General features: G+C 63.8%; 16 protein-coding genes. 11 read left to right on the forward strand and 5 right to left on the reverse strand.

Annotation, left to right across the window (positions count from 1 at the left end; translation table 11 throughout):
• Positions 1 to 3: 3 nt before the first annotated feature.
• Positions 4 to 1,269, reverse strand: coding sequence for a LuxR C-terminal-related transcriptional regulator (locus PV760_RS16320; protein WP_354628257.1), 1,266 nt, complete (start codon positions 1,267 to 1,269; stop codon positions 4 to 6).
• Positions 1,270 to 1,419: 150 nt separating this feature from the next.
• On the opposite strand from PV760_RS16320, the gene hxlB reads away from it, so the two are divergent.
• On the forward strand, positions 1,420 to 2,010 hold the full coding sequence (gene hxlB, locus PV760_RS16325; protein ID WP_193590772.1) for a 6-phospho-3-hexuloisomerase: 591 nt from the start codon (positions 1,420 to 1,422) through the stop codon (positions 2,008 to 2,010).
• Between the two features lie 51 nt (positions 2,011 to 2,061).
• The gene (gene hxlA, locus PV760_RS16330) at positions 2,062 to 2,685 is read left to right on the forward strand and encodes a 3-hexulose-6-phosphate synthase (RefSeq protein WP_018779489.1); all 624 of its coding nucleotides are present in this window, start codon (positions 2,062 to 2,064) and stop codon (positions 2,683 to 2,685) included.
• Positions 2,686 to 2,698: 13 nt separating this feature from the next.
• On the opposite strand, the gene PV760_RS16335 is transcribed toward hxlA, so the two are convergent.
• Positions 2,699 to 4,855 carry an amylo-alpha-1,6-glucosidase gene (locus PV760_RS16335; protein WP_354628258.1) on the reverse strand — a complete coding sequence of 719 codons (2,157 nt, stop codon included), beginning with the start codon at positions 4,853 to 4,855 and terminating at the stop codon, positions 2,699 to 2,701.
• A 283-nt stretch (positions 4,856 to 5,138) separates the two neighbouring features.
• Here PV760_RS16335 and PV760_RS16340 point away from each other — a divergent pair, with 283 nt between their 5' ends.
• The 7 genes from PV760_RS16340 (at position 5,139) to PV760_RS16370 (ending at position 12,050) form a co-directional block, all read left to right on the forward strand.
• Entirely contained in the window at positions 5,139 to 5,480 is a 342-nt protein-coding gene (locus PV760_RS16340) for a hypothetical protein (RefSeq protein ID WP_026267411.1), read from the forward strand.
• Positions 5,481 to 5,569: 89 nt separating this feature from the next.
• Positions 5,570 to 6,961 carry a cryptochrome/photolyase family protein gene (locus tag PV760_RS16345; protein ID WP_354628259.1) on the forward strand — a complete coding sequence of 464 codons (1,392 nt, stop codon included), beginning with the start codon at positions 5,570 to 5,572 and terminating at the stop codon, positions 6,959 to 6,961.
• A gap of 34 nt (positions 6,962 to 6,995) precedes the next feature.
• Entirely contained in the window at positions 6,996 to 7,574 is a 579-nt protein-coding gene (locus PV760_RS16350; RefSeq protein ID WP_281445242.1) for a YbbD family protein, read from the forward strand.
• Positions 7,575 to 7,696: 122 nt separating this feature from the next.
• Positions 7,697 to 9,196 (forward strand): CoA-acylating methylmalonate-semialdehyde dehydrogenase, encoded by a 1,500-nt coding sequence (locus PV760_RS16355; RefSeq protein ID WP_018779484.1) that lies wholly within the window; start codon positions 7,697 to 7,699, stop codon positions 9,194 to 9,196.
• Positions 9,196 to 10,260, forward strand: coding sequence for an enoyl-CoA hydratase/isomerase family protein (locus tag PV760_RS16360; RefSeq protein WP_055973816.1), 1,065 nt, complete (start codon positions 9,196 to 9,198; stop codon positions 10,258 to 10,260). Before PV760_RS16355 ends, PV760_RS16360 begins: the two co-directional genes overlap by 1 nt.
• Before the next feature lie 43 nt (positions 10,261 to 10,303).
• Complete coding sequence (gene mmsB / locus PV760_RS16365) at positions 10,304 to 11,227, forward strand: 3-hydroxyisobutyrate dehydrogenase (RefSeq protein ID WP_039239434.1); 924 nt, start codon at positions 10,304 to 10,306, stop codon at positions 11,225 to 11,227.
• Positions 11,228 to 11,270: 43 nt separating this feature from the next.
• Positions 11,271 to 12,050, forward strand: a complete 780-nt coding sequence (locus PV760_RS16370) for an enoyl-CoA hydratase (protein ID WP_354628260.1) — start codon at positions 11,271 to 11,273, stop codon at positions 12,048 to 12,050.
• A 49-nt stretch (positions 12,051 to 12,099) separates the two neighbouring features.
• On the opposite strand, the gene PV760_RS16375 is transcribed toward PV760_RS16370, so the two are convergent.
• Positions 12,100 to 12,801, reverse strand: a complete 702-nt coding sequence (locus tag PV760_RS16375; RefSeq protein WP_189076707.1) for a TenA family protein — start codon at positions 12,799 to 12,801, stop codon at positions 12,100 to 12,102.
• A gap of 127 nt (positions 12,802 to 12,928) precedes the next feature.
• Here PV760_RS16375 and PV760_RS16380 point away from each other — a divergent pair, with 127 nt between their 5' ends.
• Complete coding sequence (locus PV760_RS16380; protein ID WP_354628262.1) at positions 12,929 to 14,308, forward strand: HNH endonuclease; 1,380 nt, start codon at positions 12,929 to 12,931, stop codon at positions 14,306 to 14,308.
• A 32-nt stretch (positions 14,309 to 14,340) separates the two neighbouring features.
• On the opposite strand, the gene PV760_RS16385 is transcribed toward PV760_RS16380, so the two are convergent.
• Positions 14,341 to 14,850 (reverse strand): MarR family winged helix-turn-helix transcriptional regulator, encoded by a 510-nt coding sequence (locus tag PV760_RS16385; RefSeq protein ID WP_018779478.1) that lies wholly within the window; start codon positions 14,848 to 14,850, stop codon positions 14,341 to 14,343.
• A gap of 24 nt (positions 14,851 to 14,874) precedes the next feature.
• Positions 14,875 to 16,593 carry an AMP-binding protein gene (locus PV760_RS16390; RefSeq protein WP_079582487.1) on the reverse strand — a complete coding sequence of 573 codons (1,719 nt, stop codon included), beginning with the start codon at positions 16,591 to 16,593 and terminating at the stop codon, positions 14,875 to 14,877.
• A 132-nt stretch (positions 16,594 to 16,725) separates the two neighbouring features.
• Between PV760_RS16390 and PV760_RS16395 the strand changes: the two genes are divergently transcribed.
• Positions 16,726 to 17,943 (forward strand): acyl-CoA dehydrogenase family protein, encoded by a 1,218-nt coding sequence (locus tag PV760_RS16395; protein ID WP_354628264.1) that lies wholly within the window; start codon positions 16,726 to 16,728, stop codon positions 17,941 to 17,943.
• Position 17,944 lies beyond the last annotated feature (1 nt).

Genomic DNA, 17,944 nt, shown 5'->3' on the forward strand with positions numbered 1-17,944 from the left:
CTGTTACCGGAGTCCCGCACTGTGGGCCAGCGCAATGGCCTCAGTGCGGGACCGGACGTCCAGCTTCCGGAACAGGTTCCGCAGATGGAATTTGACCGTGTTTTCACTGATGTTCAGCTCTGCGGCGATGGCCCGGTTGCGTTGCCCGGCGGCCAATGCCTGAAGAACTTCCAATTCCCTGGTGGCCAGGCCCCACGCCGCGACATCCCCCACGGGCGCTACCGGCGGGTCCAAGGGAAGCGCCACTGAGATGTCTGCTCCCCACCCGTGCATGACGTCGACGCTCATTTTGCCGTCAAGGGCCTGCACCTTCTGGCGAAGCCGTTCCATGTTCGGGGCATCCGGGGACAGTTCCCCGCGTCCGTCATCCCTGACATTGATCAGCAGGTTTTCCCCGTCGCAGTCCCATTGGGCGCGTACGCGGTGCACATCGGGTTGCTCGGCGATCGCCAGGACCAGGCCCCGGACGACGGCCCTGGCAGCGTGGGCTACCTCTCCGGGCAGGGCACGTCCGTTGGTGGGCGGCTCGATGAACTGGATGTCGATGTTGCTGAAGTGCATCAACGGACGGAGGTCCTCCCGGAGCCTCTGGAAGGCGGTGCTCACCGGTTCTTCCACGAGATCACTGGTGCGGTCGTTCAGGGTCCTGAGGCCGATCAGTGCCTTGACGGCGAGGTCGGTCACGGAGAGCCGGGCCGCGTGATCGTCCAAGGAGTTGGACCGCAGTGCGGCCAGCAGGGTTTCGAGGGTAGTGGAGTGCTGGTCCACCAGCTCTGCGGTTACGCGGATCCGTTCAGCTGATGCTGCCCGGGACTCCAAAAGATACGACGGCGGCGCGTCACTGACCTTCTCCTGGATACGGGCCGCTGTGAGTCCCCAAAGGTAGGAGGCGAGGCGCAGTGGTTCATCGTCTTCCGGTAACTCCGGGTCGGTGAGGACCAGGAGGGCGTTGCTGGGCGGATAGGTGAGGGCCAGAATGTAGCGTTCCTGCCCCGCAATCCACGCTCGCGTCCGCCACGGCCCTTTCGCCTCCATGGATGCCCGGATCCCATCAAGCTCGGGGATGGACACGCGGCTGACAATGCCCTCGGCACCCGCCTTTTTCTGGGGCCGGCCCGTGCAGTCTTCCGTGAAAATCACCAAGGCGCTGGAGGGGACCAACGGCGAGAGGGCCGTCCGCAGGCTCTCCGCGATACGCGCGAGGGGCGCTTGGGCGATGTCTTCAATGGCTTTGAGGAGCTGCCAAGGCACGGACGGTTGCTGGGGCATATCCCAAGCGTAGACGAGCAGCTACGTTCTTGCCTACCCGAACGGGTGGCCAGGACTGTCCTTTTTCGGCGTTTCAGCCACCCCTGCCAGTCGGAAGAATAGTTACAAGGTCGGAAGGCCGCTATCAACCACCCACGAACGGAGTGAACCGTGAACGTCTTTGCAGACACCGCGACAGCCACAGCTGAAGACGTAGCCGGCAACGCCTCCCTGATCCTCGCAGAGCTTGGGGGCATTGCTTCCGAACTGGACTACGGCCAGGTTGCCCGCCTTGCAGAGGAAGTTGGCGCAGCGGAGCGCGTCTTCCTGGCCGGAGCCGGCAGGAGCGGGCTGGTGCTCCGAATGGCCGCGATGCGCTTGATGCATCTGGGCCTGACGGTCCACGTAGCCGGCGACACCACAACACCGGCCATCACTGCCGGCGATTTGTTGCTGGTGGCATCCGGTTCCGGGACCACCTCCGGCGTGGTCAAAGCAGCCCAGACAGCACTGTCCGCTGGGGCGCGGGTGGCAGCAGTAACCACCAACCCCTCGTCCGCTGTTGCGGGCTTCGCCGACGCGCTGGTGGTCATTCCCGCCGCGCGGAAGACAGACCACGGCTCCGACCTGTCCCGGCAATACTCGGGCAGCCTCTTTGAACAATCCCTTTTCCTGGTGACGGAGTCGGTTTTCCAAACTCTGTGGGAAGCCACTGCAGAGCCCGCCGAGAAGCTCTGGCTGCGTCACGCAAACCTCGAATAGACCGCAAACCCGTCCTCCAAAGCCACCCCAAACAAAAGAAAGCGATACACCATGAAACTGCAAGTCGCCCTTGACCTCCTCACCATCGAAGATGCCCTGGAACTCGCCGGCAAAGTTGCCGAGCACGTGGACATCATCGAGCTCGGTACCCCGCTGATCAAGGCTGAGGGTCTCGCCGCCGTGACGGCCATCAAGGAAGCCCACCCCAACAAGATCGTGTTTGCCGACATGAAGACCATGGACGCCGGTGAACTCGAAGCGGACATCGCTTTCAAGGCGGGTGCCGATCTTGTGTCCGTCCTGGGAACTGCGGATGACTCCACCATCGCCGGTGCCGTCAAGGCCGCTCAGTCCCACAACAAGGGCATCGTGGTGGACCTCATTGGCGTGGCCGACAAGGTCTCCCGCGCCAAGCAAGCCCGTTCCCTCGGAGCCAGGTTCATCGAATTCCACGCGGGCCTCGACGAGCAGGCACAGCCGGGCTATGACCTGCGCGGACTCCTCAATGCCGGAGAAGAAGCCCGCGTGCCGTTCTCCGTGGCCGGCGGCGTCAACGCATCCACCATTGCGGCCGTGCAGTTGGCAGGTGCCGACGTAGCAGTGGCCGGAAGCGCCATCTACAGTGCCGCTGATCCTGAACTGGCTGCGAAGGAACTCAAAGCAGCCATCCAGTAACAGGCTTCCGTGCCTAGGTTTTGTCGGGAGTCCGGTGGTGCGCCCGCTCAACAAGTTCGGACATCCACGGCCGTTGCCCGTGATGGACCGTGAGGCCGTCGGGGATGCCCTGAACCGTCGCTTCCGTGCCGGAAGCGTCAATGGTGATCCGCCCGCCGCCCATGGGCGCATTGCGGATGTGCAGGTCCCCGAACGACGGCGGCAGCACCGGATCCAGCCAGATGCCGCCCAAGGAGATGTGCGTGTCGTAGCGCAACAGGCTCATGACCAGGTGGATGGGCGTCGTGGCGGCCCACGCCTGGGGTGAGCAAGCCGTGGGATAAGGGACGGGTTCCCGGAATTGCGTGCGGTCGAATCCGCAGAAGAGTTCGGGCAATCGGTCGCCAGAGATCTCGGCGGCTTCAAGCATTGCGGTTGCTATCCGTTGGGCTTCCTCCACGAAGCCATAGCGGAGGAGTCCGGACACGATCAGCGCATTGTCATGGGGCCACACGGAGCCGTTGTGATAGCTGGCCGGGTTGTAGGCGCCCATGTTCCTGGCCAGCGTCCGGACACCCCATCCGCTGAACATTTCGGGGGACATCAGCCGCTCCACCACGGCAGGGGCCTTGTCTTCGTCAATCAGACCAAACCACAGGCAATGGCCCATGTTGGAAGCACAAGCGTCCACGGGCCGCTTGTTGCGGTCCAGCGCCACAGCGTAGTAACCCTTGTCCGGCATCCAGAACTGTTCGTTGAACCGCTTCTTCAGGTCCTCGGCACGTTCCCGCAGGCTTTCCGCCAAGGTGAGGTCGCCGTCGTCGTACGCCATCCAGGCGCGCGCCACATAGGCCCCGTGCACGTACGCCTGGACCTCGCACAGCGCCAGGGGCGGTTCAGCGAGGGTGCCGTCCGCAAAATTGATGCCGTCCCAGGAGTCTTTCCAGCCCTGGTTGATGAGTCCGTGCTCGTTGGGCCGCCCGTACTCCACGAAACCGTCGCCGTCACGGTCGCCGTAGGTCCGGATCCATTCCAAGGCGCGGTCCGCGTGGGGGAGCAGGCCCGAGATCGCGTCTTTGCCGAAACCCCAGCGGCTCACCGAGCCAAGGACCACCACAAACAGCGGGGTGGCGTCCACGCTTCCGTAATAAGCGGATTTGCCGCCCAACGCCAGGCCCCCGGAGACCCCCAGCCGGACCTCATGCAGGATCTTCCCGGGTTCTTCTTCGGTGGCGGGATCCACCATCGTGCCCTGGCGGTCGGCCAGCGTTCGCAGGGTGCCCAAGGCCAGGGAGGGGTCCACGGGAAGGGCCATTTCGGACGCCCACAGGGAATCCCGGCCGAACAGCGTCATGAACCACGGGGCGCCGGCGGCCACCACCACCCTTTCGGGGTGGTCCGGATCCTGGATGCGGAGCGCGCCAAGGTCTTCGTAGCTGCGGCGGAGGGTGTCTTCGATTGACCGGTTGCTGAGCTGCACAACGGGGATCCGGGCTACCCAGTCCTGCCTGCGCTGATCGCTGGGTGAGAGCCCGACCGGATCCTGGTGGGTGAACGCGGCCCCGGCACTTGGTTGCTTTGGCACCACGCTGGCCCGCGTACTCCAGCTCCCGAATGCGGGAATTTTGGCCGTGAAACCCAATGCCCTGGCACCTGCACCGGCGCCGTCGGCCCGTATCAGGACGCTTTTCCGAATGTCCTCCCATTTTCCGCGGATTTCCAGGGAATCACCATCCGGCAGGTGGGTTTCGGTCCATTGCCGCGTGATCCGTGCTTCCTTGACTTCGAAAAGATCAGCGAAATCCGATTCGGCTGAAAGCAGGATGCGGCATTGTGTTGCCTGGTTTGAATAATTCCGAACGGTGATTTCTTCGCGGATTCCGTTTCCTACCTCCCGAAGCCGCTCCACCAACAAGGGGCTGTCGGCGTACCCATCCGGGCGGGGAACCCTGCCGACGAATGACGCCCGGTACGGTTCCCTGGTTTCTGCTGCCAGGGGTTCGATGACTTGTCCGTTGACAGTGAGCTCCCATTTGGAGAGGATCCGGGTGTCCAGATGGAAGACGCCCTGGGGCAATTCGGGGTGGATGTCTCCGTTGGCGGAGGAGATGCAGAAGGATGAGCCTTCCACCAGGGTCACGGTCCCGGCACCGAGGGGTCCAGCTGCTGTATCAGCGTTCCATCCAGCCACGAGACGCTCCTTATCGATCCGCTTGAGCTGCAGCCGATGCCGCCTGTCCGGCCGCTTGTGGAGATGAAGTCGACGCTACGCCGACGGGAGGATCGGCGCCAGATCCCGGCCGCTCTCCACACCCTCTATATGCCTTCCCGGCGCAAGGGAGTGCCGGCCCGTCATCCAGAGTTAATCTCATTTCCTCGTCCGGGAAACCAGAAGGGGTCTATAGTGAGAGAACAGGACATTCGCTGATGCAGCCCGGCGGCCCGCTTTTTCTTCCGACGCCGGAGGCCCCGTAATGACCGACACCCAAATTAGTAGCTTTATCCGCGACTGTGTGGTGTTTGAGGACGACACTGAGAACGGCTTGGAATTTGACACTTTCTACGGCCTGTACATCAGCTGGTGCGTTCTCGGACGAAAAATCCCCATCCCCGACTCCGCCTTCAAGACCGCCCTTGAGCGGGAGGGCCTCAAAACCATCAAGCTGAATGGCCAGCGGATCTACCCTGGCATGAGCATGGTCGGCCCGGCCGCAAGGGACTACGTAGTCAACAGCGTTCCCATGTGGAACGACTCCGCAGCCAGCGCCTATGCACTTTCCGAGGCTGTGGAGGATGCGGTTCCGTCCATCGCCTGATATCACGTCGCTTCTACAGCCCATGCACCTAGGATTTGATAGGGGCATGGGCTGTTTCCATGTCCGGGCTGTCTTCTGAAGGGAAATACGTGAAGCCTTCCATCGTGTGGTTCCGGGATGACCTCAGGGTTGCCGACAACCCGGCCTTGCGGGCCGCCGTCGACGACGGTGCTGCGGTGGCCCTGTACGTCCTTGACGAGGAATCGGAAGGCCTCAGACCTCACGGTGGCGCTTCCCGCTGGTGGCTGCATCATTCGCTGGTGTCCCTTCGCGAGGACCTCGCGGCCCTTTGCATCCCCCTGCTTCTGCGGCGCGGCGACGCTGCCTCCGTTGTCCAAAAAACCACGACGGCGCTCGGTGCCGGCGGTTTGTACTGGAACCGGCGCTATGGTGCGGCCGAGCGCACCGTCGACGCCGGGATCAAGGCCTGGGCGGGTGAGGCCGGCCTGCATGTTGCCAGCTTCCAGGCCTCCCTCCTTCATGAACCCTGGGAGGTCACCACCAAGACCGGTGGCCAGTACAAGGTCTTCACGCCTTTCTGGCGGACGGTGTCCGCGCAGGACTTCCGGGAGCCGTTGGCCGCACCGGAAAAAGGCCACGGATTCACCGGCAAGCTTCCGGCTTATGACGAGCTGGATTCCTGGAACCTCTTGCCAGGCAAGCCTGACTGGTCGGGTGGGCTGGCGGAGATGTGGACTCCTGGTGCTGCCGCAGGGCACAAGCGGTTGGCCGCTTTCGTGGCTGACGGTCTCTCCAACTACAGCGAGGGCCGAAACCGTCCGGACACCGATGGCAGCAGCTGCCTCTCGCCCTACCTGCGCTGGGGTGAGCTCAGCCCGTTCGAGGTGTGGCACGCGCTGGGGTCCAAGCGCTCCGAAAGTGCGGGCATTTTCGCCTCGGAGCTGGGGTGGCGGGAGTTTTGCTGGCACCAGTACTTCCACAATCCGAACCTGGCCACAGCCAACCTTCGTTCCGAGTTTGACCGTTTCCCCTGGGCGTGGCCGGGCAGCAATAACGGCAATGGCAAACATCCCGGCCATGAGTCGGCACCCGAGGAGTTCCGCGCCTGGCAGCAGGGCCGCACCGGCTTCCCCATGGTGGACGCGGGCCAGCGCCAGCTGTGGCACTCGGGCTGGATGCACAACCGTGTCCGCATGGTCGCTGCCAGTTTCCTGGTGAAGAACCTTGGCATCCATTGGCAGCTCGGTGAGCAGTGGTTCTGGGACACCCTGGTGGACGCGGATCCGGCGTCGAACCCCGCCAACTGGCAGTGGGTGGCAGGGTCCGGGGCTGACGCCTCGCCGTTCTTCAGGATTTTCAACCCGGAGGCCCAACGCGTGAAGTTCGATCCCCAGGGGAAATACATTGCCCATTGGATTCCCGAGTTCGGCACTCCCGAATATCCGGAGGAGATCGTTGACCTGAAGACCACCCGCGCCGAAGCGCTGGAGGCTTACAAGGAGATGAGGGAAGTCCACTAAGGGGGTCCCGCAGGTCCGGCTATAGGCTGGGTCCATGTCGACGGAGTCCATCCTGAAGGTCCTCATCATGGCGTTCGCGGCCATGTTCATCGCTGCGGTTGCCTGGTGGGCCCGTAAGCATCCCAACCGGTCCAAGGAGTACCCGGAGCGGGTTCGCATGCCAAAGGTCGTGCCGGGAGTTGGCTGGCTTTTCCTTGCCGTGGGCCTCCTGATGGGACTCGTCGCCTTCACCTCCGACCATGCACGGGACCCTCTGGCCTTCCGTATCGCTTCGGTGGCGATCGTGGTGGGTGGAGTGGTATTCGTACTCATGTACCGCAACTTCTATGTGGCACCCCGCGACTTTGAGGTGGCTTTCCGCAGTGTTCTCGGCAAAGAGCACATTCTTCACTACAGCGACATTGCGCACTACAGCTTCCAGACCTTGAAGGGGCAGCCGTACCTGACGGTCAAGTCGGTAAACGGCGTCAAGCTCAGCCTGAATATCAGGGCCTACGACATGACACCGCTCTTGCGCGCCATCGACTTTCATCAGGTCACCGGGCACTGGCCCGCCCGGACGGAGGCGGTGGGCGGCGCTGCCGGATCCGAAAAACAGCCCTCTGGAAATTAGTAGGAAGTCCGAGTATATTCGGATTCAGAGATGACCTGGATCACAGTTGGTCACGTGTTCCCGCCGTGTTCCCAGCACTGAGCGGCACGGTAGTCATTCACGATGCAAAGGAGCATTCCACTATGGTGCGCGAGCTTTCACACTACGTAGACGGCCAGAGGGTTGACGGCACATCGGGCCGGTTCAGCGACGTCTACGATCCCTGCACGGGCGAAGTCCAGGCCAGGCTGCCGCTGGCCAGCGCCGACGAGGTTCGCAACGCCGTCGCAAATGCCGAAAAGGGCCAGCTCGAATGGGCAGCCATGAACCCGCAGCGCCGGGGACGCATCCTGCTCAAGTTCGTGGACCTCGTCAACGAGAACATGGACGAGCTCGCCAGGCTGCTGTCCTCCGAACACGGCAAAACCTTTGCCGATGCCAAAGGAGACATCCAGCGCGGCATCGAAGTCGTTGAATTCTCCGCGGGTGCCCCGCATCTGCTCAAGGGCGAGTTCTCGGACAACGCCGGACAGGGCATCGACGTCCATTCGCTGCGCCAGCCGCTGGGCGTCGTTGCAGGGATCACGCCGTTCAACTTCCCGGCCATGATCCCGTTGTGGAAGTCCGGCCCGGCGCTCGCAGCAGGCAACGCCTTCATCCTGAAGCCTTCGGAGCGGGACCCCTCGGTTCCGCTGCGCCTCGCCGAGCTGTACAGCGAAGCCGGCGTGCCGAACGGCGTCTTCAACGTCATCAACGGTGACAAGGAAGCCGTGGACGCACTGCTGGAGGACCCTCGGGTGAAGGCGATCGGCTTTGTTGGCTCCACGCCGATTGCCCAGTACATCTATGCCACGGCCGCCGCCCACGGCAAGCGTGCGCAGTGCTTCGGCGGGGCGAAGAACCACATGGTGATCATGCCCGACGCCGACCTCGACATGGCTGCCGACGCCCTGATTGGTGCCGGGTACGGTTCCGCGGGCGAACGCTGCATGGCCATCTCCGTGGCGGTGCCCGTTGGCCAGGAAACCGCCGACGCGTTGGTGGCCAAGCTGACCGAGCGCGTGAAGGACCTGAAGGTGGGTCACAGCCTGGACAAGGACTCCGACTTCGGGCCCGTGGTGGCAGCCTCCGCGAAGGAACGGATCGAGGGCTACATCCAGTCCGGCGTGGATGAAGGCGCAACGTTGGTCACTGATGGTCGCGGCCTCACCGTGGAAGGCTACGACGGCGGGTTCTGGGTTGGCCCCACACTGTTCGACAACGTCACCAAGGACATGAAGATCTACAAGGAAGAGATCTTCGGCCCCGTCCTCAGCGTGCTGCGGGCAGCTGACTACGACGAAGCGTTGAGGCTCTGCAGCGAGCACGAGTTTGGCAACGGCGTCGCAATCTTCACCCGCGACGGCGACTCCGCACGCGACTTCGCCAGCCGCGTCGAGGTGGGCATGGTGGGGATCAATGTGCCGATTCCCGTCCCGATTGCCTACTACACCTTCGGTGGCTGGAAGGCCTCCGGGTTCGGCGACCTGAACCAGCACGGCGCCGACGCTTTCCGCTTCTACACCAAGACCAAGACCGTCACCTCGCGGTGGCCCTCCGGCATCCGCCAGGGCGCCAGCTTCGTGATGCCGGCAGGCAGCTGATGGGAGATCTGCAGGAGGAAGACGAAGTCCTGTTTGAGCGTCGCGGGCACTTGGGGGTTGTCACGCTCAACCGTCCCAAAGCGGTCAACGCCCTGAATCACGGCATGGTCAAAGCCATGCTTCGACAACTGGTTGCCTGGGCTGATGACGATTCGGTGCAAACTGTCTTGGTGCGCGGTGCCGGAGACCGTGGGCTGTGCGCCGGCGGCGACATCGTGGCCATCTACAAGGACATGCTGCACGGCGGCACGGAAACGGCTGCGTTCTGGGCTGACGAGTACCGGCTGAACCTGCTCATTTCGCAATACCCCAAGCCCTATGTGGCTTTCATGGATGGGCTGGTTTTGGGCGGGGGCGTTGGCGTTTCGGCCCATGGCTCGGTCCGTGTGGTCACCGAACGGACCCGCACCGGGATGCCGGAAACCACCATCGGTTTCGTGCCCGACGTCGGTGGCACGCTCTTGCTGTCCCGCGCACCTGGTGAAGCGGGCACCCACGCTGCACTCACCGGCGCCCACCTATCCGGTGGGGACGCGCTGTTCCTTGGGCTCGCCGATCACTTTGTGCCGTCCGACAGCCTTCCCGCGCTGGCAGCAGCGCTGGAAAGCTCGACGGCGGAGGCCGCCGTCGAGCGCTTTGCGCAAGCCGCGCCGGACTCGGCGCTTGCGGCACAGCGGGGGTGGATCGATCCCGCCTACGCGTATGACGACGCGGAGGAAATCGTGCGGAGCCTGCGCGAAGCTGGGGGAGAGGCAGCGTCCGCGGCGGACACGATCGAGGCAAAATCGCCCACGTCCGTGAAGGTGGCCTTGGAGTCCTTGCGCCGCGTCCGGGGAGTGACGCTGGAGGAAGCGCTGGACCAGGAATACCGTGTGGGGCTGCGTTGCCTGGCCGGGCCCGATTTCCGGGAGGGCATCCGGGCCCAGGTGGTGGACAAGGACCGCAATCCGCAATGGAAGCCGGCAAACCTCGCGGACGTCCAGGCATCCGACGTCGAGGGCTACTTTGCGCCGCTCGGCGAACGGGAGTTGGGCCTCGCCGCTTTGGGCGCGAAAACCACATGACCTGCAGTCAGCAGCTATTCAGCAGCCAGTCGAAGGAGACGACATGACAGAGAACGCAGCATCCGCAACGGGACTCATCGCTTTCCTCGGCCTGGGTCATATGGGCGGACCCATGGCCGCCAACCTGATCAAGGCCGGCCACCAGGTGATTGGCTATGACCCCGTCCCCGCGGCCGTTGAGGCTGCGGAAGCGCACGGGATTCCCATGGCTGCCTCGGCACACGAGGCTGCAGCTGAAGCCGCGGTGGTGTTGACCATGCTGCCCAGCGGCAAGCACGTGCTGGATGCGTACCGGGGTGTGGACGGGCCGGGACTGCTTTCCGTCGCCAAGCCGGGCACCTTGTTCCTGGATTGTTCCACCATCAACGTTGACGAGGCCCGGCAGGCCGCCGTCATTGCTGTGGAAGCAGGCCACCGGTCCGTGGACGCGCCGGTTTCCGGTGGTGTGGTGGGGGCCGAGGCAGGCACGCTGACCTTCATGGTGGGTGCTTTGCCGGAGGACTTCGAAACCGTAAAACCGATCCTTGAACTGATGGGGAAGAGGATTGTCCATTGCGGTGACCACGGTGCCGGGCAGGCCGCAAAGGTGTGCAACAACATGATCCTGGGGGTGTCCATGATCGCAGTTGCGGAAGCCTTCGTACTCGGCGAGAAGCTGGGCCTCACGCACCAGGCGCTGTTCGACGTCGCCTCCAATGCCTCCGGCCAGTGCTGGGCACTGACCACCAACTGCCCGGTCCCCGGGCCGGTTCCCACCAGCCCCGCCAACCGTGACTACCAGCCCGGGTTCGCCGGCGCGTTGATGGCCAAGGACCTGCGGCTGGCCGTGAACGCCTTGGAAAGCACAGGCGTTGCCGCCGAGATGGGTCCGCTGGCCTCCCGGATCTACGACGCTTTCGCGGCAGGCGAGGGCGCGGGGAGGGACTTCTCCGGAATCATCACCGAGATCCGGGACAAATCCGTGTGAGAGTTTGAGCTGTGTCCATGAGGGTTTTGATGAGAGGGAGAGCATGACGGAGCAGTACCTGAACATTGTGGTGGAACGGCGGGGCAGGGTTGGCTTGGTGACGTTGGACCGGCCGTCGGCGCTGAACGCGCTGAACACTGCTCTCATGAACGAACTCGTGGAAGCCGTGTCCGCCATGGACACCGATCCCGATGTTGGGGCGGTAGTGATCACGGGATCCGCCAAGGCCTTCGCGGCCGGCGCCGACATCAAGGAAATGTCTTCCAACAGCTATATGGAAATGTACGCGGCGGACTGGTTCCGGCACTGGGAGGACCTCACCCGATTGAGGATCCCCGTCATCGCGGCCGTTTCCGGTTTTGCCCTGGGTGGAGGGTGCGAGCTCGCCATGATGGCTGACTTCATCATCGCCGGTGACAACGCACGGTTCGGCCAGCCCGAAATCAACCTGGGCGTCATTCCGGGCATGGGCGGTTCGCAGCGGCTGACACGCGCCGTCGGCAAGGCCAAAGCGATGGACATGGTGCTGACCGGACGGTACATGGATGCTGAAGAGGCTGAGCGTTCCGGGCTGGTGTCCCGGGTGGTGCCGGCCGCGGAGGTCATTGAGGAAGCCGTCAAAGCAGCCGAAGTCATCGCGTCCAAGTCCAAGCCCGTGGCGATGATGGCAAAGGAAGCCGTCAACGCGGCCTTCGAAACCGGGCTGGCGCAAGGGGTACTTTTCGAGCGCAGGATCTTCCACTCGCTCTTCGCCACCGAAGACCAGAAGGAAGGCATGGCCGCGTTCAGCGGAAAACGGGAGCCGGAGTTCAAGCACCGGTAGGAGATCGCTCAAACCGGGCCGGCCGACACGCAGCGGCTGTTCTCCGCGTTTACTTCCGCAATGCAGCGGGGCCCGGCTCACGTTCCATCCCCCGGACCTCCGCCGGGACCAGCGCTGCGTCGAAGAACGCCCGCTCCAGCCGCACGGCCTCCCCGAAAGTGGCGGCGACCCGCGCCCGTGCCGCGGCGTCTGAAGGCTCGACGGCGTCGAACTCGTCGCGCAGCCAGGTCACCCATGCGTTGTACTCCGGGTTGTTGTGGAGACGGATCCACTCGGCGTGCTTTGCCGAGGTGGGCCACTGAGCGGGGTCGCCGGCGCGGGCTGCCCAATCGCCGTACAGCCACTCTGCCACCAGAAGGACCGCCAGGACCTCGGGGTAGGAGCGAGTGCCGAGGGCGCTGCGCATGAGGGCATCGAAGTCGCGGGTCACCCTGTGGAGTGCGGGCGCCGCGCGATCTGCCTCGGGAACGTCGAGCTCGGCAAAGCAATCCTGGAAGTAGGTGTTCTCATCGGAGGCAAAGCCTCCCAGTACACCGGCGAAGACCAACCGGGAGGGCAACGACGGCGCTGAGGCCACCGCTTGGCCCAGCAGGGCTGTGAAGGCATCACAGAACTGATAGTCCTGCACGAGGTAGTGGCGCAGGTTTTCATCGGGGAGGGAACCGTCCAACAACTGGTCCACGAACGGATGGTTGACGGCGGCGTCCCAGTCCTCGGCGTGCTGGTTCCTGAGTTCATTGGCAAAGCTCACGCTGTTTCCTCCTGAGTTGTCGGCCCTCGGAGCTTAGCAGCGGGGCTCTGCCCCCTCCTCTATGGAGGTCCAAGGCCCCTGCGACTTCCTTCGTTATATTGTCGGTGCCTGCTGCCAGAGTTGGGACATGGGGCTGATTGGGGAGAGTGGACCGGGCGCAGCAGTGGCGCTTGGGCGTGGTCGCTCCGCGCCGGATGCTGGTCAACCGGGCTTCCTTCCGCCCGGTGTCGGCGTACTTCCGGCCAGCACCGTCAGCGCGGACTTGATCGAGCAGTTGCGTGTCCTGGAGGAGATGAAGTCAGCCATCTGCGGATTGCAGGCGCGGGTTGCCGTCGCCTTTGACCTTGCCCAGCGCGCCGAACAAGCCGAGGCCAACGTCCCCGCATCGAAGCGTGGCCAAGGAGTAGGTACCCAGGTTGCGTTGGCCCGGCGGGAGTCACCGAACCGTGGTTCCCGGCTGCTTGGTTTGGCGAAAGCCCTTGTTATGGAGATGCCGCGGACTTTGGCAGCGCTGCAGTCCGGGCAGCTGAATGAGTGGCGGGCCACACTGCTGGTGAAGGAGACTGCGTGTCTGTCTGTTGAGGATCGGTGCGCAGTGGATGAGGAACTCGCGCCCGATACCGGGACCTTTGCGGGCAAGGGCGACCGGGCGATCATTGCAGCTGCGAAGGCGGCGGCGTATCGACGGGATCCGAGGTCGGTGGTCGGGCGTGCCAGCCGTGCCGCGGCCGAACGAACCGTGAGCCTGCGTCCTGCGCCGGACACCATGACGTACCTGACCGCGCTGCTTCCCGTCGCCCAAGGAGTGGCGGTCTACGCAGCCCTGACCAAGGCTGCTGATTCGGCCCGCTGCCACAGTGAACTGGCTGGTGGGGATGCCGTATCTGCCGGGGTCGTCCCGACACGCGGCCAGCTCATGGCCGATACTCTGGTTGAGCGCGTCACTGGTACCCCGGGCGGAATCTCCGGGATCAATCTGGACCTCGTCATGACCGACCGGACCCTTTTTCAGGGCGATAGCGAACCAGCACGCCTCAACGGCTACGGAATCGTCCCTGCCGAGTGGGCCAGATCAATGGTCGCCGAGGGCCAAGTTGAGCAGGATCAACCTGATGAGAACCATGCCAACGAGCTCACTGTCTGGCTTCGCCGGCTATACACCGCGCCGTCCACGGGAGAGCTGCTTGCCACCGATTCCAAAGCGCGGCTCTTTACTGGTCGACTTCGGCGATTCATCGGAACCCGCGACGATACCTGCCGGACATCGTATTGCGATGCACCCATCCGGCATATCGACCACATTGTGCCTTGGCGTTCCGGAGGCGAGACCAACCTCGCCAACGGCGCAGGACTGTGCGAAGCCTGCAATCACACCAAGGAAAACCCCGGCTGGTCCGCCAGAGCCATCCACGGTGACGTGCATACGCTCGAAATCAGAACCCCCACAGGACACAGCTACCGGTCAAAGGCCCCGCCACTACCTGGATACCGACCCTCCAGAACGTAGGGCCCTCATTGCCCTCGGCGTTGACGTGGGCGTTATTCTTCCGTGAAGTCTCCGGCATCCCTTCGGAAGGCGCCGAGTACGCGGATGAGGTGGTCGACGTCGTCGTCCCCGAAACCCGACTTGCCAAACACCTCCGAGTTGAGAGCCGCCGTCGCCTTTTTTGCGAGGGTGCGGCCCTCTGCAGTCAGCTCAATGAGCGTGGTGCGGCCGTCAGTGGGGTGCGGTGAACGCGCCACCAGGGCGGCCTTTTCCAAGCGGTCGACGGCGTTGGTCACCGAGGTGGGATGCACCTGCAGGAGGGCGCTCGCCTTGTTCATAGGCAGCGCGCCGCTGCGGGCGAAACTCAGCAGCGCCAGGAGCTCGTACCTTGCGAACGTCAGCCCGAACGGTTTGAGGACGGTTTCGATCCGCGCGAGCAGGATCTGTTGCGTGCGCATGATCGCGGTGATGGCTGCCATGGGCGCGGCGACGTCGCCCCAACCATGCCGTTCCCAGTTGCGCTGGGCATCGGCGATGGGATCGCGGGGGAGTGGGGTGCCCATGGGCCTCCTTGGTTGCTCGGGTGCTTAGTCTTTCAGATTCGGGAACTCTTCTTCGGTGTATTCCACCCCTAAACCTGTGGGAAGCGGACCGTCTCCATGCCGGGCAACTTCCGTTCCCCGGAGCTCCACCCGCCGGATCTTGCCTGAAATCGTTTTGGGCAATTCGCCGAACTCCAGGCGCCTGATCCGCTTGAAGGGTGCAAGTTGTTCCCTGCAGTATTTAAGGATGTCCTCCGCCACGGCAGGGCCGGGCTCGTAGCCCGCGGCCAGCACCACAAAAGCTTTCGGCACCGACAATTTCACGGCATCAGGCGAAGGCACGACGGCGGCCTCCGCCACAGCGGGATGCTCGATCAGGACGCTTTCGAGCTCGAAGGGGGACAACCGGTAGTCGGAGGACTTGAAGACGTCATCATCCCGGCCGACGTAGGTGATCACCCCGTCGGCGTCCCGGCTGGCCATATCGCCGGTGTGGTAATAACCGTTGCGGAAGGCATCGGCCGTCTTGGCTGCATCGCCGAAGTAGCCTTTCATCAGCCCCACGGGCCTGGGGTCCAAGCGTAGGCAAAGTTCGCCGTCGTCGGCTTCCTCTCCGGTGACCGGGTCCACGAGGACGACGTCGTACCCGGGCAGCGGCCGGCCCATGGAGCCGATCTTGACCGGCTGGGCGGGGGTGTTGGCGATCTGGACTGTCGATTCGGTTTGGCCGAAGCCGTCGCGGATGGTGACGCCCCAGGCTTGCTCCACCTGGCCGATGACCTCCGCGTTGAGCGGTTCGCCTGCCGAGACTACCTTCCGTGGCGGGGTGGCCAGCTGCGTGAGGTCGGCCTGGATGAGCATGCGCCACACGGTGGGCGGGGCGCAGAAACTTGTCACGCCTTCGCGGCCCATTTGTTCCATGAGGGCTGCTGCGTCGAAGCGTTCGTAGTTGTAGATGAAGACCGTAGCCTCGGCGATCCATGGTGTGAAGACGTTGGACCAGGCGTGCTTTGCCCAGCCCGGGGACGCGACGTTCAGGTGCACGTCGCCCGGTTCCAAGCCGATCCAGTACATGGTGGAAAGGTGGCCCACTGGGTAGGAAGTGTGGGTGTGCTCCACCAGCTTGGCGCGGGATGTGGTGCCGGACGTGAAGTAGAGCAGAAGGGTCTCGTCCGCCTTGGTGGGTGCGTCGGGAGTGAAGTCCGTGCCGGCGTCGTAGGAATCCGTGTACTGTTTGGCGTCCGCGTTGGTGCGCTCCGCGCCAACCTCAATGAGTTGGTAGTTGCCCTCGACGTCGGCGAACTTGCCGATGTTGGCACTGCCGACCGCCACCCAGGCTGCGCCGCCGCGCTCTACACGGTCCTGGAGGTCCCTGGCTCCCATGAGCGTGGTGGTGGGGATCATGACGATGCCCAGCTTGATGCCCGCCAGCATGAGTTCCCAGAGCTCCACCTGGTTGCCGAGCATGATGATCATGTGGTCGCCGCGCCGTACCCCCTGGCCGCGGAGCCAAGTGGCGAGCTGTGACGATCTGTCCGACAGTTCCTTGAACGTGCGCCGCGTGGAGCTGCCGTCCTGCTCCACGATGATGAGCGCGGGCTTGTTGCCCCGTTCCCCGTCCGCTGCGAGTTGGTCGAACCAATCCAAGGCGAAATTGAACTCATCGAAGCGGGGCCACTGGAATTCTGCGTGCGCGGTCGCGTAGTCCTCGCGCAATGCCAGCAGCCGGTCGCGGGCCGCACGGAAGTCTTCTGTGACTGTCATAGTCCGCCTTTCGCTGTGGGATTGCCAGGGCACCCTTGCCCGGCATCCCGCCTAGTGGTCCACATCACCTTGCAATATACTAGGACATCCAAGGGTTTGGAAGAGCCTTCCGGGACATGACGAAGGGGTCTAATGCTCGAGCAAAAAGCTGCCGGCACCGTTACCAGCGGTCCAGCTTCAGAACGCGTCCTCCCTCCTTACCCGGAGGCGGACCTCATGCACGTGGTCGACCTGCTCCCCGACGGGGAACGGGAGCGGTACGTGCAGATCAGGGAGTTCCTGCAGTCACACGTCCGTGCAGCCAGTATCGACTACTGGAACCGGGAAGAATTTCCCTTCGGACTGCTCGCGGAGATGGCGGGGTTCGGGCTGGGTGGGCTGCAAACGGACGGCTCCTCGCAGCTGTTCAAGGGGCTCATGTACACCGAAGTTGCACGCGCCGACGTGTCCCTTTCCGCGTTGGTGGGCATCCACAATGAACTCATCGTCGGCATGATCAACGAGCTCGGCTCCCCGGAGCAGAAGCGCAAGTGGCTGCCCGGCCTGCAGGCTTTCACCCAGCTGGGCGCCTTCGCGTTGACGGAACCGGACCACGGTTCGGATATCGCCGGCGGACTCTCGACGACGGCGCGGCGCGACGGCGGCGAATGGGTCATCAGCGGTGCCAAGCGCTGGATCGGGGCCGGCACCATCGCCGACTTCGCTTTGGTCTGGGCGCGTGATGTTTCCGACGGCCACGTCAAGGGCTTCATTGTTGAAACGGACCGGCCGGGCTATTCTGCGACGAAAATCTCCAACAAAATCGGCCTCCGCATCATGCAGAATGCCGATATTGTCCTGGAGGAGGTCCGGATCCCGGCGTCGAACCTCCTGCCGGGCGCAACAGAGTTCTCCCGGGCGAACGATCTCCTGCGGGATTCCCGTGCGTGGGTGGGCTGGCAGGCTGCGGGCATCCAGTTGGCCGCTTTTGATATTGCGCGGTCCTACGCCTTGGAGCGGAAGCAGTTCGGCAAGGAACTCGCCCGCTTCCAGCTGGTGCAACAGCAGCTCGCCGACATCCTGGGCAACGCCAATGCTTCCCTGTCCATGATGGTTGAACTGGCGCGGATCCAGCAGGCGGGAAAGCTCCAGATGGTGCAGGCCGCCATGTGCAAGGCCACCACCACACGCCTGGCGCGTTCATCGGTGGCCATGGGCCGGTCCCTCCTGGGCGGGAACGGAATCACCACCGATTACGAGATGGGAAAGCTGTTCGGTGACGCCGAAATCCTCTACACCTACGAGGGCAGCTACGAGATCAACTCGATGATCGTGGCCCGCGCGGTGACGGGGAAATCGGCGTTCGTCTAAA

The sequence above is a fragment of the Paenarthrobacter sp. CC6 genome, from assembly GCF_040560085.1.
GTDB classification, from domain to species: Bacteria; Actinomycetota; Actinomycetes; order Actinomycetales; family Micrococcaceae; genus Arthrobacter; species Arthrobacter nicotinovorans.

Coding starts and splice junctions, on each gene's coding strand:
- PV760_RS16320 (WP_354628257.1), bottom strand. CDS start 1,269: ATGCCCCAGCAACCGTCCGTGCCTTGGCAGCTCCTCAAAGCCATTGAA.
- hxlA (WP_018779489.1), top strand. CDS start 2,062: ATGAAACTGCAAGTCGCCCTTGACCTCCTCACCATCGAAGATGCCCTG.
- PV760_RS16340 (WP_026267411.1), top strand. CDS start 5,139: ATGACCGACACCCAAATTAGTAGCTTTATCCGCGACTGTGTGGTGTTT.
- PV760_RS16350 (WP_281445242.1), top strand. CDS start 6,996: ATGTCGACGGAGTCCATCCTGAAGGTCCTCATCATGGCGTTCGCGGCC.
- PV760_RS16355 (WP_018779484.1), top strand. CDS start 7,697: ATGGTGCGCGAGCTTTCACACTACGTAGACGGCCAGAGGGTTGACGGC.
- PV760_RS16360 (WP_055973816.1), top strand. CDS start 9,196: ATGGGAGATCTGCAGGAGGAAGACGAAGTCCTGTTTGAGCGTCGCGGG.
- mmsB (WP_039239434.1), top strand. CDS start 10,304: ATGACAGAGAACGCAGCATCCGCAACGGGACTCATCGCTTTCCTCGGC.
- PV760_RS16370 (WP_354628260.1), top strand. CDS start 11,271: ATGACGGAGCAGTACCTGAACATTGTGGTGGAACGGCGGGGCAGGGTT.
- PV760_RS16380 (WP_354628262.1), top strand. CDS start 12,929: ATGGGGCTGATTGGGGAGAGTGGACCGGGCGCAGCAGTGGCGCTTGGG.
- PV760_RS16385 (WP_018779478.1), bottom strand. CDS start 14,850: ATGGGCACCCCACTCCCCCGCGATCCCATCGCCGATGCCCAGCGCAAC.
- PV760_RS16390 (WP_079582487.1), bottom strand. CDS start 16,593: ATGACAGTCACAGAAGACTTCCGTGCGGCCCGCGACCGGCTGCTGGCA.
- PV760_RS16395 (WP_354628264.1), top strand. CDS start 16,726: ATGCTCGAGCAAAAAGCTGCCGGCACCGTTACCAGCGGTCCAGCTTCA.